Source organism: Brevibacillus sp. BD137 (assembly GCF_041644655.1).
Classification (GTDB): Bacteria; Bacillota; Bacilli; order Brevibacillales; family Brevibacillaceae; genus Brevibacillus; species Brevibacillus brevis_D.
The window spans coordinates 468,327-485,278 of the sequence record NZ_JAOTNO010000001.1; the positions used below are offsets into that span (position 1 = coordinate 468,327).

The 16,952-nt window shown below is 48.5% G+C and carries 18 protein-coding genes; 4 read left to right on the forward strand and 14 right to left on the reverse strand.

The window, feature by feature from the left end:
* The first annotated feature begins 56 nt into the window (after positions 1-56).
* Complete coding sequence (locus ODZ53_RS02505) at positions 57-1,319, forward strand: APC family permease (RefSeq protein WP_188068849.1); 1,263 nt, start codon at positions 57-59, stop codon at positions 1,317-1,319.
* Between the two features lie 43 nt (positions 1,320-1,362).
* Here the strand turns inward: ODZ53_RS02505 and ODZ53_RS02510 are convergent, their stop codons facing one another.
* From ODZ53_RS02510 to ODZ53_RS02555, 10 genes are all read right to left on the reverse strand, one after another.
* On the reverse strand, positions 1,363-2,415 hold the full coding sequence (locus ODZ53_RS02510; RefSeq protein WP_372675794.1) for an S-layer homology domain-containing protein: 1,053 nt from the start codon (positions 2,413-2,415) through the stop codon (positions 1,363-1,365).
* 161 nt (positions 2,416-2,576) lie between these two features.
* The gene (gene bshC / locus ODZ53_RS02515; RefSeq protein WP_372675795.1) at positions 2,577-4,199 is read right to left on the reverse strand and encodes a bacillithiol biosynthesis cysteine-adding enzyme BshC; all 1,623 of its coding nucleotides are present in this window, start codon (positions 4,197-4,199) and stop codon (positions 2,577-2,579) included.
* Between the two features lie 123 nt (positions 4,200-4,322).
* Positions 4,323-4,880 (reverse strand): helix-turn-helix domain-containing protein, encoded by a 558-nt coding sequence (locus tag ODZ53_RS02520; protein WP_016740713.1) that lies wholly within the window; start codon positions 4,878-4,880, stop codon positions 4,323-4,325.
* Positions 4,881-4,932: 52 nt separating this feature from the next.
* A complete protein-coding gene (locus tag ODZ53_RS02525; protein ID WP_087348042.1) occupies positions 4,933-5,331 on the reverse strand; it encodes a DUF3397 domain-containing protein in 399 nt (132 codons plus the stop codon).
* Positions 5,328-6,293: a ketopantoate reductase family protein gene (locus ODZ53_RS02530; protein ID WP_372675796.1), complete on the reverse strand. Its 966-nt coding sequence runs from the start codon at positions 6,291-6,293 to the stop codon at positions 5,328-5,330. The genes ODZ53_RS02525 and ODZ53_RS02530 overlap by 4 nt, the downstream gene beginning before the upstream one ends.
* Before the next feature lie 171 nt (positions 6,294-6,464).
* Entirely contained in the window at positions 6,465-8,003 is a 1,539-nt protein-coding gene (locus tag ODZ53_RS02535) for an acyl-CoA carboxylase subunit beta (RefSeq protein WP_372675797.1), read from the reverse strand.
* 17 nt (positions 8,004-8,020) lie between these two features.
* A complete protein-coding gene (locus ODZ53_RS02540) occupies positions 8,021-8,794 on the reverse strand; it encodes an enoyl-CoA hydratase-related protein (RefSeq protein WP_372675798.1) in 774 nt (257 codons plus the stop codon).
* A 38-nt stretch (positions 8,795-8,832) separates the two neighbouring features.
* The gene (locus ODZ53_RS02545; protein WP_372675799.1) at positions 8,833-9,732 is read right to left on the reverse strand and encodes a hydroxymethylglutaryl-CoA lyase; all 900 of its coding nucleotides are present in this window, start codon (positions 9,730-9,732) and stop codon (positions 8,833-8,835) included.
* A gap of 52 nt (positions 9,733-9,784) precedes the next feature.
* Entirely contained in the window at positions 9,785-9,997 is a 213-nt protein-coding gene (locus ODZ53_RS02550; protein WP_015892116.1) for a biotin/lipoyl-containing protein, read from the reverse strand.
* A gap of 36 nt (positions 9,998-10,033) precedes the next feature.
* A complete protein-coding gene (locus tag ODZ53_RS02555; RefSeq protein WP_372675800.1) occupies positions 10,034-11,389 on the reverse strand; it encodes an acetyl-CoA carboxylase biotin carboxylase subunit in 1,356 nt (451 codons plus the stop codon).
* 276 nt (positions 11,390-11,665) lie between these two features.
* On the opposite strand from ODZ53_RS02555, the gene ODZ53_RS02560 reads away from it, so the two are divergent.
* Complete coding sequence (locus tag ODZ53_RS02560) at positions 11,666-12,133, forward strand: N-acetyltransferase (RefSeq protein ID WP_015892118.1); 468 nt, start codon at positions 11,666-11,668, stop codon at positions 12,131-12,133.
* Positions 12,134-12,205: 72 nt separating this feature from the next.
* Here ODZ53_RS02560 and ODZ53_RS02565 read toward each other — a convergent pair whose 3' ends face one another.
* From ODZ53_RS02565 to ODZ53_RS02575, 3 genes are all read right to left on the reverse strand, one after another.
* Positions 12,206-12,847 (reverse strand): RsfA family transcriptional regulator, encoded by a 642-nt coding sequence (locus tag ODZ53_RS02565; protein WP_087348049.1) that lies wholly within the window; start codon positions 12,845-12,847, stop codon positions 12,206-12,208.
* 134 nt (positions 12,848-12,981) lie between these two features.
* The gene (locus ODZ53_RS02570) at positions 12,982-13,749 is read right to left on the reverse strand and encodes an enoyl-CoA hydratase/isomerase family protein (protein ID WP_372675801.1); all 768 of its coding nucleotides are present in this window, start codon (positions 13,747-13,749) and stop codon (positions 12,982-12,984) included.
* A gap of 87 nt (positions 13,750-13,836) precedes the next feature.
* Positions 13,837-14,214: a Spx/MgsR family RNA polymerase-binding regulatory protein gene (locus ODZ53_RS02575; protein ID WP_016740704.1), complete on the reverse strand. Its 378-nt coding sequence runs from the start codon at positions 14,212-14,214 to the stop codon at positions 13,837-13,839.
* 462 nt (positions 14,215-14,676) lie between these two features.
* Between ODZ53_RS02575 and ODZ53_RS02580 the strand changes: the two genes are divergently transcribed.
* Complete coding sequence (locus ODZ53_RS02580) at positions 14,677-15,375, forward strand: helix-turn-helix transcriptional regulator (protein ID WP_372675802.1); 699 nt, start codon at positions 14,677-14,679, stop codon at positions 15,373-15,375.
* A gap of 137 nt (positions 15,376-15,512) precedes the next feature.
* Positions 15,513-15,779 carry a DUF2626 domain-containing protein gene (locus tag ODZ53_RS02585; protein ID WP_372675803.1) on the forward strand — a complete coding sequence of 89 codons (267 nt, stop codon included), beginning with the start codon at positions 15,513-15,515 and terminating at the stop codon, positions 15,777-15,779.
* A gap of 46 nt (positions 15,780-15,825) precedes the next feature.
* On the opposite strand, the gene ODZ53_RS02590 is transcribed toward ODZ53_RS02585, so the two are convergent.
* Positions 15,826-16,923 carry a class I SAM-dependent methyltransferase gene (locus ODZ53_RS02590; protein WP_372675804.1) on the reverse strand — a complete coding sequence of 366 codons (1,098 nt, stop codon included), beginning with the start codon at positions 16,921-16,923 and terminating at the stop codon, positions 15,826-15,828.
* Between the last annotated feature and the right edge of the window lie 29 nt (positions 16,924-16,952).

The following is a 16,952-nucleotide window of genomic DNA, read 5'->3' on the forward strand; positions in this document are numbered from 1 at the left end:
CTATGCTACACTTCAGTTATCAACGACAAGGTAAGTAAAAAGTGAGGGATCAACCTATGGGGAAATTATCCACGCAAGCCCCCGGTCTAGCTAAAACACTGCGACTCCCGCAGATCGTCGCCTTATACATCGGGGCGGTGATCGGTTCCGGCGTATTGCTCATCCCTGGACTCGCAGCTGAGAAGGCTGGTCCTGCTTCCATTTTAGCTTGGCTCGTCATGTCTATTCTCGTCCTGCCCATGGCCATTACGATGGGGCTGTTATCTGCTCGTTATCCGAGCTCAGGCGGAGTCTCTACATTTGTACGGACAGCGTACGGAGATCGATTCGGAAACATGGTTGGCTGGTTCTTTCTCTTATCTGTCCCGATTGGCGCACCGATTCTAAGTGTGACAGGGGCCAACTACATTGCCATCCTGCTGAACTGGAGTGAGTCGCAAGTATATGTGGCGGCTGGTCTGCTTCTTCTCGCTGTCCTTATGATGAATGTTGTAGGCTTGCATGTAGCTGCACGTGTCCAAACCGTTGTTGTCTCGCTGATTATCACGATTTTGATTTTGGCCGTTGTCGCCAGCATTCCGCATGCCTCAGTCACTCACTTTACCCCTTTTTTGCCAAACGGTTGGCTGAGTGTCGTGCAAGCAGCAGGTCTGATGTTCTGGTGCTTCATTGGGTGGGAAGCCGTGACGCATCTCTCAGAGGAATTCGTTGATCCTGCAAAAAACGCGATTCGCGGTGTTTTGTGGAGTGCGGGAATCGTCGCTCTCTTGTATTTTGCCGTAGCCTTTATGACTGTGGCTACGCATAGCTACGGAGGTGGTATCTCGGCTGCCTCGCTCAGTGTCATGGTTCAACTCTCCTTAGGGCCGATCGGCGGGTGGATTGTAGCTGTAACCGCCTTGTTCATTTGTATCGCTACAGCCAACGCTTACATTGGAGCTGCGTCGCGTATCGCTTATTCGTTGGCCCAAGAAAAGATCGCTCCTCGCTGGTTTGGCACTCTCCACGCCAAATACCGGACACCAACCGGCGGACTTCTGTTTCTCTCCCTTTGTTTTGTCGTCGTTCTTGGCGTACTCTATTTCGACGTGATCGACTTGTCGAGACTCATCGAGCTGCCCAATGCTACCTTTTTTGCGACTTACATCGGCGGATGTCTAGCTGGAGTCCGGCTCTTGCACAATAGTCGCGTAGGCAGAATCGCTTCCTGGACTTCTCTCGTCTGTACAGTAGGACTCTATCCTTTTTTGGGGTGGTCCGCTCTCTATCCGCTTGTGATTGCACTCGTTCTTTTTATCTGCCAAAAACGTCATACCTGAAATAAAAAAGGCTGGGGTCAGTCCCTGTCCCAGCCTTCTTTTCTTATTCATCTTTTCCAATCAGCCGAAACGTTTTGCCATCACTGGAGGTGAGGTAAAACGTGCGATCAACACTTCCGCCCAAATCTCCTGCGTAATATTGAATCGTCATTCTATATTTATTCATTCCGATTTTGGCAAAGTACATCAGCTCATTAAACTGCGGAAACCGGACATAATCATACACTTCATACTGCATAAACGAAAAATGCTCGCGTAAAAATGATTCGCTCACAGCGAGATTGTTTTTCTTTACATAAGCGACCAAGTCATCATAGCGACGAATCTTTTGCTTATCCATCACGTCACCTACAAATGACGAGACTGCTTGTGTCATTGCCTTTTTCTCGCTCTCCGATACGTTGCCAGGGTACAGCTCATCGATTTTTGTTTCCAAACGATTTAACAGGACGACTGCCTGTGCTCTGTTAATTTTGTCATCAGGACGGAAGCTTCCATCTGGAAAGCCAGCCAAAATCCCCATTTTGTAGGCAGGGTAGACCGTCATCACCTGTGTTTCATTTTCGACCGAAATATCCGTGAAAAACTTCGCAGTCGTTCCCCGATATTTTTCCCCTTCTGATTGATGCCCGATGGCTGCCAGCAAGGTTCTTGCCGCTTCCAACCGTGTCATGCTTTCCGTCGGTTTCCCGGATGGCATAATACCCGCTGAAGCTAAATGGTGATAGGTTTTTTCCGACCAACGTCCCGCAGCAGCCTGCAAGTAGGTCTCTTTGATATAGCTTTCAGGCTCATGGCCTGTGAAGGAAGGTATGACGCGTTCAATCAGGGATAAAAACTGTTCTTGCGTCACCGTTTGCTCTGGCTTAAAGGTTCCGTCGGGAAAACCTTTGATCAATCCTTTTTTGGTAGCAATCCCTATTTCCTTTGCCGCCCAATGTCCATTTGTGTCGATAAATGCAGGGGAATTGGCCACGTATTCTTCCCTTGCGTCGGCCTTTTTCATTCCTACGGTTGCTATGCCCGTCAATAAAACCGACAAGCTAACAACTAGTAGAGTGGCTTTTTTCCCGATTTGTTGTAATGTAATCTGCATCCCGAGTACCACCTTTCCCCAAAAACAATCCATTACTACTAATACGCAGAATTTGTCGGAAAAGTTTCGGCATAATTGGAAGAAAAGTTTTCCATCTTCTTAAACAACAAAAAAATAGTCGGGTCCACTTCTAGGACGATCCGACTATTTTGCGCTGCAATTTACAGGTAATAAAGTTGATGAGTACCATCATGCGCGAATGGCGCATCTACTAATCGGTCAATCAAACCAAGACCATACTTATTTGCAAACGGGAAAAACGAATGCTTTCTTTCTTGCAGTCCACCTTCGGGCAACAAAGCGGTCTCAATTCGTTGGACGCGTACGTGCTCTACGTCATCCTTTTGCTGTAGCGAACGAATCAGACGCTCTTCCAAAAAGGAGACTTGCTCTAACAGCAGCTTACTATTTTTCTCAGCCAGACCACGCAATCCGCCATCCAGAGAAACGACTTCCTCTACCAACGGACGATAGATCGACATCATCGACTCCCGTGCCGAAGCGAATTGCTGCTCCAGTGGATGTGGCGCCTGGTTTTTGGACCACTCGGTTTTCCAAGCGGCGAAATCAGTCAAGACTCGTTCAACAGAAAGCCCCAAGCTATCCAGCAGTCTCAGTTGAGCACCTTCCACAAGGGTAATGGACATACGAGGCAATACGATCGGCATCTGCATCCCGAATAGCTCGAATACCTCCCGATAAAACGCCCAATAAGAAATCTCGCCCGGACCTCCAATGAAGGCAAGCGTAGGAAACAGATGCTCCTGCATCAACCCACGGGTTACAACATTTGTACTAAAACGCTCCGGGGAATCTGCGACCTGCTTGAGCAATTCATCGCGACTGTAAGCACGTCTCCGATTGATGAAGCGCTCTCCGTGACGTTCCAGCAGCAATCGATCATCGCCCTCATAGACGAACAGATTGGCCTGATGCTCTTCCACTTGCAATTGAAGCGGATAGCCAGCAGTTGAAATCCGATCCGCTGCCCTCAACAACACCTTCGTCAGTTGCTCATTGTTTTCAATGATCTGTGAAAAAATGGGTTGCTGCAGTTCACGAACAAACGGCAACGAGGATTCAACCAGAACGAGACCGTGCTTGCCAAACAATTTTGCCATCAAGCGGGCAAACCACTCTGCGACTGTGCGCGAATCTGCCGCGGTCTGCGTCAGCAACTCACGAATCTGTTTGGTTTCGGCAGTCTCTGTTTGTCCCTGGAAAAATCTCTCCAGAAACTGCGTACACAGCTCAGGGTCCAAGGGTAGCGCACTTGCCGATTGGCGGCCCTTTTTGTTCAGAGCCAGTCGCTCTTTATGCAGGCGCTTTCCATCGTCCGCTCCCCAGTACACATGATCGATCTCATCGATGTCATGGTCTTCGCCAGCAATCCAGAACACCGGAATGACGTTCGCCTGAAGCTCGGCAGACAACCTCTTCGCTGCCTGGATCAGATGAACAGCTTTGTTGACCGTATAGAGTGGTCCACCCAGAACTCCTGCTTGCTGACCGCCGATGACCACATAGGTGTCCGGCTGTTTGAGCAACTCGATATTTTTCAGTGCTTCAGGGTGAGAACCCATCTCTTTATTAAAACGATATAAACCTTCCACGAGCTGGTTCCGGTGAGGATAGGATTGACTTTGAAGCCATTCCACGCGTTCTCGGTAGGACTGTTCACGGTAGGGATTATGCGTAAAAAACTGTAATGCAGAGGCATTTTGCTGCTGGTACTCCTGTGCCAGCGGATTCGCCAATGGAAGCGCGAGACATTCAACATTCATGCAAGCTCACCTTTCTTCGGGCCATGGTCAACCAAAATTATAACATGCTCCACAGCCACAAAAAACAAGACAACCCACTTTAATGGGTTGTCAAAGTGTAATACAAGCTTGTTTGCGCTTGCATTAAAATTGCGGAGGGTTGACGGACCAGATTAACAAAGCTTCCGTTTCTCCTGTATTTTCGATTGCGTGCGTTTTACTGCTGTCAAATGAAATACTGTCTCCTGCTTCCAATACATGCTCTTCATCGTTGAAGCGTGCTGTCACACTTCCAGTGATGACCGTGAAGCACTCTTCTCCCTCTGACTGCACGAACTTGTCAACAGCCATTTCTCCAGGCATCAGTCGCACTTCCAGCATCCCCAGCTTGGCACTACCTCCCATCGAGAGTAGCGAATAAGTGCCCGTCGATTCAGGAAAGACCAGTTGTCTGCGTTTTTGCAAGCGAGTCACATGCACCTGCTTTTGATCAATATCTTCGAAAAAATGAATGATGGGTGACTCCAGAGCTTTGGTGATTTTCCACAGCGAATCCAGTGACGGCTGCGAAATTCCACGCTCTACTTGGCTCAGCAAACCTTTGCTCAACCCTGTCTTTCCTGCCATAATTTCCAAGGTAAAGCCGCGTTCTTTCCGAATCATTCGAATCTTATGACCGATGGTCTCGATGGGAAGTCGCATAGTTCCAACCTTCTTTCTTATCGGAATAAATACGATATGTATCAACAGTGCTTTACACGACACCCATCGTTTTGATAATTCCGGTCGTAAACAGCACTATGTAGACGATTCCAAACCAGAGAAACGACAATCGCCAGGCTGAAAATCCTACCTTTTTGAGGGAGAGCCGCCCCTTCAACTTCATCTGTACCCACCCAAGGAGCATGATTACCACCAGGTAAAAACAGAATACCCACCACCAAGCGGAAAATGCCTCGGGCCAAATCAGTTCGTAAGTGGAAACGGCAGAGCGAATCACCAAAAGATTCGTGATATTTATCGCGAAGCGGCCTGCCAATTTCTTGTTCCGCGTCATTCCATACAAGATGAAATAAACGATCGGAAATCCGAGAAACGGCACAACCGTCAGCGTCCCCCACAAATAGGCCCAGACATTCGCCAAAAAGGTCATCTACTGTCGCCTCCCTCCTTCCGTATTCCCATGTCTGACTTAAGAAGGATAACGCGAAGCAAGGTTTCGTGCAGCGGTGTCGGAATCCCGGCCTTTTGTCCTACTTGGACGAGATAGCCGTTGATAGACTGCACTTCCGTCGGTCTGCGCTTCTTAATATCCTGCAGCATGGAGGAAAGATTACGGGAAGTATTTCGGCAAATGGAGACAATTTCCTGCAAGTCTGCATCCTCGATTTTTTGTCCGGCATACGCAGCCACTGTAGCTGCTTCCACAAATAAAGCACGCATGAGCTGTTGCGTATGTGAATTTTCGAGGAGAGCACCATTTGGGATTTCAAAAAGCGCGGTTAACGGATTGATCAGCGCATTTGCGATGAGCTTGCGCCAAGCGAAGGGCTGTATTGCCTTTTCATAGACAGCCTCCATGCCTGTTGATATTGCCCACTCAACAAATGTGTGAATCAGTGGATCATTGCAATCAGACGTCTCCCAAGAACCTACGCGCAAAGTACCTGTACCGGTATGCACGACTTCTGTAGGCGACAATCTCCTTGCCCCTTCCGTATTAATCGCAAAGAAGCACTGTGTCTCCGTTAAAACGGTTCGAAGCAATTCGTAATGACCCATGCCATTTTGCAAAGCGATCACTCTTGCCTTGAGGTCTAACCCTCGTAAGGCTGGAAGCACGCTATGCAAATCTGGCTGCTTTACAGTTAACAGATACAGATTCCCTTCAGGCAAGCCTTCTTCAATGGGGCTCGCGGTGACGGAAACAGTGACTGTCTCGCCATTCAGCTTTTGAAAGCTGAGCCCGCGTTCATTTAGCTGATTCGCCTGGAGTGAACTGCGTGTGACAATCGTGACAGGTTGTCCAGCAAGTGCGAGCCTCGCTGCATACAGCAGCCCGACAGACCCGCCACCTACGACTACCACCTGACACGTCATTGGTTCTAGCAGCATTTGTTCACCCACATTAATCAATGCTTATTTTTCAAGAATAACAGAGTTTTCGGGATTGTTCAATTGATTGCCACAAAAAAAGATCGAAATTATCGAAATATTCCTAGGCCCTTTCACATTTTTTGTAAAAAAATAAGGCTATCGCCCTTTGACGATAGCCTGACCCCTGATTTATACGGGGTAAACTGCATGCTTTCTGTCCGAAAAAACGTGACGCTTTTCTTTGTAAACCTCGTAGCGTTGGATTAATTCGCGTCTCAGTTCGCTTGGAGGTACAACAGCATCTACAATCAAGTTCGATGCCAGTAAGTACAGATCGATGTCTTCCTGATATTCTCTACGTTTTTCCTGAATAAACGCTTGACGCTCTGCCGGGTCCTCAATCGCCTGTATTTTGTTACTGTAGACGGCATTAACGGCTGCTTCTGGTCCCATCACGGCGATTTGAGCACCGGGCAGTGCGAGGCAAGCATCTGGTTCAAATGCAGAGCTGGCCATTGCATACAAGCCGGCACCATACGCTTTGCGTACAATGACGGATATTTTCGGTACCGTTGCTTCCGCCATGGCGGAGATCATTTTTGCCCCGTGTCTGATAATACCTGCCCGCTCTACGGCTGTCCCAATCATAAAGCCAGGAACATCCGCCAAGAACAACAGTGGAATGGAGAACGCATCGCACAGTGTGATGAATCGAGCCGCCTTGTCAGCCGAATCGACAAACAAAACGCCTCCCTTCACACGCGGCTGGTTGGCAATGATTCCGACAGGCTTGCCATCCAGACGTGCCAATCCGGTAATCAGCTCTTGAGCAAATAATTTTTTGATCTCAAAGAACGAATCCTCGTCGACCAATGCTGTAATGACATCATGCATATTGAAAGCTGCATTTTGGTTCTCGGGCACGATGCTTGTGATTTCTTTCGCTGTTGACACAGGGGCTTTTGCCAGTGCAGTCGGTGGCGTCAATGTATAGTTCGCCGGGAAGAAACGCAGATAGCTACGCGTTGCTTGAATCGCTTCTTCTTCATTGGCTGCTAGTACGTCGCCACATCCGCTGACGGAGCAATGCATGCGTGCACCGCCCAACTCTTCCAAGCTCACTTTTTCTCCGATCACCATTTCCGCCATACGCGGAGAGCCCAAGTACATGCTCGCGTTTTTGTCGACCATGATGACAATGTCACAAAAAGCTGGGATATAAGCGCCACCAGCAGCAGAAGGTCCAAACAAAATGCACACTTGTGGAATTTTGCCGGATAGCTTCACTTGGTTGTAAAAGATTCGCCCAGCCCCCCGTCGGCCTGGGAACATCTCCAATTGGTCCGTGATACGCGCTCCTGCTGAATCGACCAGGTAGAGAAGTGGAACACGCATTTTTTCGGCTGTCTCTTGAATCCGAATAATTTTTTCGACGGTCCGCGATCCCCATGACCCGGCTTTCACTGTTGAATCGTTGGCCATCACGCAGACAGTTTGACCATTTACCTTGCCAATTGCGGTCACAACTCCATCCGCCGGCAGATCGCCTGCCATGACATTCGCGAACAACCCATCCTCAACCATGAACTCGTCATCGAACAATAGCTTGAGGCGATCGCGAACGAATAGCTTGTTTTGCTCCTTGAGCTTGTCATGATACTTGGCATCGCCCCCTTGCACTACTTGGGCGATTTTTTCGTGCAATGTGTCTTCCAAATGTTTGGTCATCAGCGTAATCCCCCTCGTCACTCTCCGCGGTATATCGGTTTTCGTTTTTCTTGAAAGGCTGCGAGTCCTTCTAAGCGATCTTTCGTTGGGACGAGCAGCTTGTACGCGTTGCTTTCAATCTGAAGTCCGCTTGCTAGCTCGACCTCTCCTCCACAATCGATGGCAAACTTGGCTTGGGCTAGGGCAAGTGGAGCATTCGCTGAAATTTGCTCGGCCAAAGAAATGGCTGTCGCCATGAGTTGATCAGCGAGAACTATCCGATTGACTAACCCGATGGACAGTGCCTCCTCCGAAAATACACGCCTTGCCGTAAAAATCAGTTCCTTGGCGATGCCTTTTCCAACTAGCCGAGGTAAACGTTGTGTTCCGCCAGCACCCGGGATGATCCCGAGCGAGGTCTCCGTTAATCCCATCTGGGCCTGCTCACTCATGATTCGCAGATCGCATGCCAAGGCCAATTCTGTACCGCCTCCCAGCGCCAGCCCGTTAATCGCCGCGATGACTGGTTTCGGTAGCTTTTCCAGCTCTGTGAATGTATCTCGAATCGTTTGGATATAGAGATCGACCTGCTGTGGTGACATGGAGCGCCGCTCTCTCAAATCCGCACCGGAGCAAAACGCCTTTTCACCAGCACCTGTCACAATGACTGTCCGGATGTCACGATCATGGCTGATTTCACTGATCAAGCCGCGCAGAGTCACAAGTGTTTCAAGATTGAGGCAGTTAAAAACTTCTGGCCGTTGCAGCGTTAGTACGCCGATCGCGCCCTCTCTTTGCAGGGAAACCGTCATCTTTTATCCCCTCTTTGCGAATGTGTGGAAAATACAGATCATCCAGCTGGTTTGCTTGCGAGAGATGCCCGCAGCACTTTTGAGGGGAGCTCTTTGCCCAACTGCTGCCCAATATACGCACCAGCCTCAATCAACTTCTCAAGATCGACGCCCGTTTCATAGTCCATTCCATGCAACATGTAGACCAAATCTTCAGTCGAAATGTTGCCGGCAGCTCCTGGTGCATACGGGCATCCGCCGAGGCCACCGATTGAGCTGTCAAAGATGCGGATTCCTTCCTCTAGCGCTGCTGCTACGTTCGCCAATCCCGTTCCTCTCGTATCATGGAAATGGGCGGCTAAGCGCTCGTTCGTAACATCTTTCACAAGCTCTCCAAAGACCTCATGAACCTGCTTCGGTGTTGCAACCCCGATCGTATCCCCGAGAGAAATCTCGTACACTCCCATCTCCAACAGAGCCTCTGTCACCCTGCGGCTATTGTCCAGCGGAACGTTTCCCTCGTACGGACAACCGAATACCGTGGAGATATATCCGCGAACTTTCATCCCGAGAGCCAGCGCTTCCAGGGCAACCTCCCGCAGGATTGGATACGTGTCTGCTATCGGTTTATTGATATTTTTTTGATTATGCGTTTCAGAGGCAGACATGAACAGGGCAATCTCTGTCAGTCCGCTTTGGCGGGCCCGCTCCAGACCGCGAATATTAGGAACCAACGCACTAAGCGTTACCCCTTGGCTGCGATTGATTCCCTGCAAGACCTCGTCAGCATCCGCTAATTGCGGTATCCATTTCGGATTCACAAACGAACTTGCTTCTATCCGCTTTAAGCCTGCTGCCATCAGCTTATGAATCAGTACGATTTTTGCCGCTGCCGGAACGATCGCGCTCTCATTTTGCAGCCCATCACGAGGACCGACCTCCACGATTTGTACACGCACAACAAGTCACCTCCCTCACCTAGCGGTCGCTCAGTTTAGAAGCATTCTAATCCTATTCCAAAACGACGATGATATCGCCATCGTTGACAAAATCGCCAATATTCGCTTTTACTTCCACAACCTTGCCTGAGGCTTGAGCCTGTACAGGAACTTCCATTTTCATCGATTCCAGTACAAGAACGTCTTGTCCTTCATTAATCTCGTCACCTGGCTGCACCAGGACGTTAATAACGGTTCCTGCCATATTGGCTGCTACTTGTTTCATAGATGGTTCTCTCCCTTACATATCATTATTGTTAGCTTAACGTTTTTCCGAGCTTGACGCGGCTCCACGCTCAGTAACGAACCATGTCGTATAGTTACCTGCTCGGAATTGTTCGTCCTGTAATACTTCTTGCAAAAACGGAATGTTCGTTTTAATGCCAGTAATCAGAAAATGATCCATAGCCTTCTGCGCCTGTTGCACAGCCTCTTCTCTTGTCACCCCAGATACAATGACCTTTGCAATCATCGGGTCGTAAAAAGGAGTCACCTGTGTACCTGTCTCTACCCCATCATCAATTCGTACATCCTCAAATGCTGGTGGCTGGTACAACGTAATCGTCCCTGGTGAGGGCAGGAAGGTGACAGGGTCTTCCGCATAGACACGCAGCTCAATCGCGTGACGCAGAGCCTTGACGTCCTCTTGCTTGATTGACAGCGGGTGACCATCAGCAATGTCTAGTTGGAGCGACACGAGGTCAATGCCCGTCATTTCTTCCGTCACGGGATGCTCCACTTGTAAGCGTGTATTCATTTCCAAGAAGTAAAAGTTTTTCTGCTCATCTACGATAAATTCGACTGTTCCTACACCCGAGTAGCCCACTGCTTTCGCTGCTGTAACCGCTGCATGGCACAGAAGCTCTCGAGTTGCTGTGTTCAAAAAGGGCGAAGGGCTTTCCTCAAGCACCTTTTGATGTCTGCGCTGTATGGAGCATTCCCGTTCTAATAAGTGGATGACGTTTCCATGCTGATCGGCGACCACCTGCACTTCGATGTGGTGAGGGCGTTCTACGTATTTCTCCAAGTACATCGCATCGTTTCCGAAATACGCTTTTGCGCGACCTTTCGCCGATTGGTACGCTTGACGCAACTCTGCCTCGTCTCGACAAATGTGCATCCCGATTCCTCCGCCGCCAGCACTGGCCTTGAGCATCACGGGATATCCGATGGACACCGCGATGACAGCTGCTTCATCTGGAGAATCGATAGCCTGTTCGCACCCTGGAACGACTGGTACTCCCGCAGCCTCCATCATACGTCGGGCAGTCAACTTGTCACCCATTTGACCGATGACCTCGGGGGTAGGCCCAATGAATAGGAGGCCTGCCTCCAGAACGCGGCGGGCAAAAGCTTCGTTTTCTGACAAAAGACCGTAGCCTGGATGAATAGCATCGGCACCGGTGCTATTCGCTGCTGCAAGAATGGCCTCTACGTTCAGGTAACTGTGTGGAACGGGCGGTGGACCAATATGGACGGACTCATCTGCTTCACGTACAAACGGCAGATCCTTGTCTGCATCCGAATAGACAGCAACCGTAGCCACTCCTCTTGCCTTGCATGTACGGATAATTCGTCTGGCAATCTCACCACGGTTTGCGATTAATACCTTATTCATGGCAACGCTCCCCTCTTTGACAAACCGACTACAACCGTAAGCGCTTCCAAATTGTTTGCCTGGTTTGTATCATGTGATGCTACTTTCTATTTTGCCACGAGAACGATCATAGTTCTAGGATGAAATTTTAAATTTTTCCAAGATAGCGAAATCATTTCCTGCCAATCCCTCCAATAAAAAAAGAAAAACACTTCGGAAAAGCCCATCATCGTGTATAATAAAGGGGCGGGGCCAAAAGGTGGCCAAGGCAAAGAGCTGTGAGAGGAGTGGCTAACCATGTTTGAAGTAAGACGTTTGCAAATCAACTATAAGACACTGGAGGAATTCCAGAAGTTTCGCGAATTTGGCCTGGAGGAGCTTTCTATGAAGGAAGACCTGGAGGCGAACATCGTGGAAAACGATTCGGAATCTCCATTTTACGGTATTTATGACAACGATCTTCTGGTAGCACGTATGAGCCTCTACAAAATTGACGGGAAATACGACCGTTACTTCCAACCTGCGCAAGACTATTACGAGCTATGGAAGCTCGAGGTCCTGCCTGATTACCGCTCCAAAGATTACGGAACTGCTTTGGTTAACCACGCGAAGAGCTTTGGGGCTCCTATTAAAACCAACTCCCGCTGTCGCGCAGACGATTTTTGGTTGAAAATGGGCTTCACGCCTGTGAAGTACAACCTCATGCGTGACCGTGGCGAAAACCCGTACGTATGGTTGCCAGAGAGCGTAGAGCTGCAAGACTAGCTCCCTCTTTACCAATGAATGCGTAAACAAAAAGAAGCGGATCAACTCCGCTTCTTTTTTCATGCCTTGCGCTTATTTTTCCACGCGCTCTAAATTTCCGTTTTCATCCATTTTGAAGATCGCTTTGTTGGAATCCTCTTCTTGTAAAAAAGCAAGCTTGCGTGCACGGTCCATGATCTGTACCAGCGCACGGTAGTCATCATTGACACCCTGAACCTGATCCAGCTCTTTTCTAGCGCGTTCGTGGGCTTCTTTCAATTCTTTTAACTCCAACTCTTTTCCTTCCAACTCTTGTTCCAGTTGTCGCAAACGACGAGTCAATTCTTTTTGATTGACGAGCATACGAATGACTGCTTCAATCTGCTGTTCCTCAACATCGGTGTACATTTGTACCTCTGCTACTGGTGTCTCAGCACGTTTTGTATGCAACGTGACGACCTCGACCTCAGCAACCACAGGGGGTGGTGCTTGAATCCTCCCGAGCTTTTTCAACTGTTGCCTTTGGCTTTTCGCAATCGAAATGGCCGCATCGTACCGTTTGCGCACGCAACTGTTCCAGCGGAAGCCGCACGCAGCTGCTGTCCTTCCCAACCTTTGACCCACTTCTTCAAATGCAGCAAGCTGTGTGCCGCCTTCGCGTATGTGGCGCAAGGTGACTTCCGCCAACACTAGATCGTCATCTTCGGTCCATGCGTCTTGTCTGGAAGCTACCATATGAGTCCCTCCCGTTACCTTTAAAAAGGATGATGTAATTCATCCTATGCTTTTCCCTACTCTTGTAGAATCGCTTTCTACTAGAAAAAGTATGTCCAAGCAAATAAATGTTTAAACGAAAAGGACTATATCGATCAGGATGTTGGGCGCTTTGTCAGGAAGCTTTCCACTACAGCGACGTGTTCGGGGCTGCCCCATAGATGCGCACATTGACTCACTTCGCGCCGGATTCGTTCTTCTTGCGGAAGACCCATACGCTTCCACTTCAGGATCTGCATGTACGCCTCAATGCCAGTAAGTGGCTGGGCAGCGATTTTTCGAGCGAAACGATATACTTCCTCATGCAGCTTCTCTTCTGTATATACCTCGTCAACAAAACCGTAGGACTTGGCTTCCTCTGCCCGCAATCTGTCTCCAGTCAGCAGGAGAGCGAGTGCTTTTGATTCTGGCAGCAAGTCCAACAACCGACTTCCTCCACCCCAGCCTGTCGTAATATGCATGCTGATTTGTACAAACCCGAAGGTGGCCCGGTCACTGGCAAAACGAAAATGACACGCGCCCGCAAACTCACAGCCACCTCCGACCGCAGCACCGTTTATCATGGCTATCACCGGTTTGGAATACTGAGCAATGGTCGACAAAAGCCCCGTCACTTTGCTGAGCAAAGGATGCGCCTGTTCAAAGCCGCGCACTGCAATAAACTGATTCAAATCGCCTCCGGAAACAAAGCTTCTGCCCGTTCCCGTCACAATCAGAACCTTCACCAGTGGATCGGCTTGGCAGTCTTGCAGAACCTGATGCAGCTCGTCAACCAACTCCACGCTGATGGCATTATGTACATGCGGCCGATTTAATGTGATTGTGGCAATACCGTCCTGTTTTTGCAAAAGCAAGGTCTCCATATGAACTCCCACCTTTTTATCAGCTAGTGGCTTTATTTTACCTTTCGATGGACAAACAAAAAAGAGGAGGTCTTTACCCCCTCTTCATTAGGACAACAGATTTTTCATGGCGGAAGAATTGAATCCGACGATCAGGTTTTCACCGTCAGTCAGGATCGGACGTTTCAAAAGCTGAGGCTCTTCGCTAAGCATTTCGAGCAATTCCTTCACCGACATATCATTAATATCGACATCCAGGTTTTTAAAACGCTGACTTCTCGTCGACAAGATTTCATCCAAGCCATTTGAAGTCATTTTAATTATATCCAGCAGTTCTTCTGCTGTCGGTGGATTTTTGAACAAGTGACGCTCTTCATAGTTCACTCCGTTTTCTGCCAGCCATGCCTTCGCTTTGCGACAGGATGTGCAGCTCGGATAAGTAAAAAACGTTAATTTTTGTGTTTGTGTACGTTCAGCAACGGCCATTGGTTACCCCTCCATCTCAACTATCACGAATGATTTCATCTATAAAAGTCTTGCGATTTGCAGTTCTTGATGTTTCGTTCGATCTCTTACGAAAGGTTAGTCAATTAACTTTCCTTCCTTACTTTGGATTTTACTGCTTCATTAACACTATGTCAATAGTAGTTAATTTAAAAACTAGATGAAAATTCGTGTGATATGCTGTTGTAGCACACTGCTACCTTAACAAGTAACACAAAATGGGATACACTTATGAAGATCTTCAAAAAGTCGTCTTTTGATCACGAAGGAGCCCTGAAAGCTTGAGCAACATCGAAAGAGGCGTTCACCTTCAAAGTCCGGTGCTCATGTAGGTCCCCTACACTCCGCTCCTCCTTTTTCAGGTTCTCACCACTTTCTCGGTGCTGAAAAGACGACTTTTTGAATTTGGTATTATGAAGATTGTTTTGAGAAAGGGGTATCGGCATGGACCACGATGCGCAAAAGTTAACCAGTGCTTTAGCTGACCCCACCCGTTTTTCCATTTACCAATTTGTCGCCTACAGTAAAGATCCCATTACGGTTCAGGATATAGCTGATCACTTCTCTATCCACCCAAATGTGGCACGCTTGCACTTGACGAAGTTAGAGGACGTGAATTTACTCACTGCTGTTACAGACAAAAGCGGTAAGGGAGGACGTCCCAGTCGGTTGTACTCACTATCCGAACAGGTTGTGAGTCTGCAATTCCCACCTCGTGACTATCAGCTGTTGGCCGATATCGCGATTGAAAGCCTGCTATCGCTCGGCGAAGCTGGCGAAGCCGCTCTCATTAAAATGGGACATCGCATTGGAACAGAAATGGCAAAACGGGCGGTTGTCCAAAGCGGAATCAATTTAGAAACAGCTTCTATGGAAGAAAAATTGGACCTGGTCCATCGGATTGTCGTGGCTCAGGGATTGAAACCAGACATCGAAGCAATGGCTGAAGGAAAGCTGCGTTTTCGCGTGAATAATTGCACCTTCTCTGACAGCGCACAAAAATATCCGAATGCCGTATGCCAGATGCACAATGCTCTCTTGATGGGAATATTCGAAACGTACTTGGGGAACATTGAATTACGTGAGGATGATTCCAAAATTCGCGGTTGCCAATCTTGCAACTATACGGTGATTCAGTATTAGCACCGCAAGTCCAGTCTCTCCTTCTCGGGTGACAATAATCCGTCATACCTTTATCGTTTACACGTGTTCACCTCTCCTATATAATGGGGGAGGAATCTTGTAAATCTTACCGTTGGAGGCAAAAAGGGGGGACAAAAATGGATCGTATGTATCGCGTTCTTGGTTTGTGGACCATTGTGATCGCGTTGATGGCGTTTTGGGGAGAATTGTACCCGATGGCGCTCATCTTCTTCAGTTTGACTGCTTTCTTCGTAGCGTTGAGCTACATGAACCTGACTGAACGAGTATACTTAAACATTTTCTTCGGCTTCATGTTCCTGTCTTTTGTTGGATTCACGTATTACACGTTCTTCGTGATGCCTGTTGGCCCACAAGAACACGCTTTGCTACAATTGATTATGTGAAAAAAGATGCTCGCCATGAGCATCTTTTTTTGTGTTCACTTCTTCTTTACTCCCAGATGCCTTTTCCTTGGACCATGACCCAAAAACGCCCACCCAAGCCAGCAGGATCGATCAACTGCTGAATAGCCCGATTCCGTTTCATCGCAACGCTCGTGAAAGGGTCTCTATCCATATGCCCGACCACTTTATGAAGCAAGCCATTCCGCATTAAAAACCGATCCTGCCTCATATAGTCTATTTCCTGTAAACCAGCCTTTTCTCCATACTCTTTCCACGCAGAAAAATTCACATGTGTCGTCAAGTCTTGTTCACCTATGTTGAGATACGGATTCGTATGAGCCTGATGGCGATGATAGCACATCAGTGTTCCGTTTTTTCGACTGGGATGGTAGAGCTCCTCTTGCAGGTCACCGTAATCAATCGTGATGACGAATCCTTTTTTCAATAGGTAGGAAACATCTTGTGCCGCTTGCTCCATCGCCAAATTTATCTCGATCCGCATGCCGATTGGCAACTTCAAGTTCAGCCCACGCAAATATTCTCCTAGCGCTGGTGTCATCTCCCCCAGACACTCTTCCAACCCGTCCTCGCCAACACGCACCCACACTTCCTGCCAGCCGGATTTGGTTTTTTCCACAATATGTACCGGAAAAGCGTCCAGCCATTCATTCGAGAAAATAACCCCTTCTATTTTTTCTTGTTTGGCAGCTTCATTCACGGAAGTATACCAACGCTTCGGACCCTCGTGCCACTGGAGCGCCTCCTGCTGCATTTTCCGGTGATACGGACTCGCCTCTATCAAAATGACCGTCAATTCTTTGTATATCTCTGGCTTGCACGCACGGATGCGCTCCAGCATGTGACGGCAGACAGTCCCGGTTCCACCACCAATCTCCACAAGAACAGGCGAAGTGATATCCGCCTCCTCCCATAATGCCAAGACAGCATCTGCGATTGTTTCCGCAAAGACGGGATGCACCGATGCACTCGTATAAAAATCTCCCGCTTTTCCTACTTTGGGTTGTTCAACCATATAATATCCATGCGTGTCATGGTAGAGGGCCAACTTCATAAAGCGCGCGAACGTAATGGCTTTCCCTGGTTGGCTTTCTATTTCCTCGCGAATCAGTTCGATCATCGTCATCAGCTCTTCTCCTGCTATCCAAATTCAAC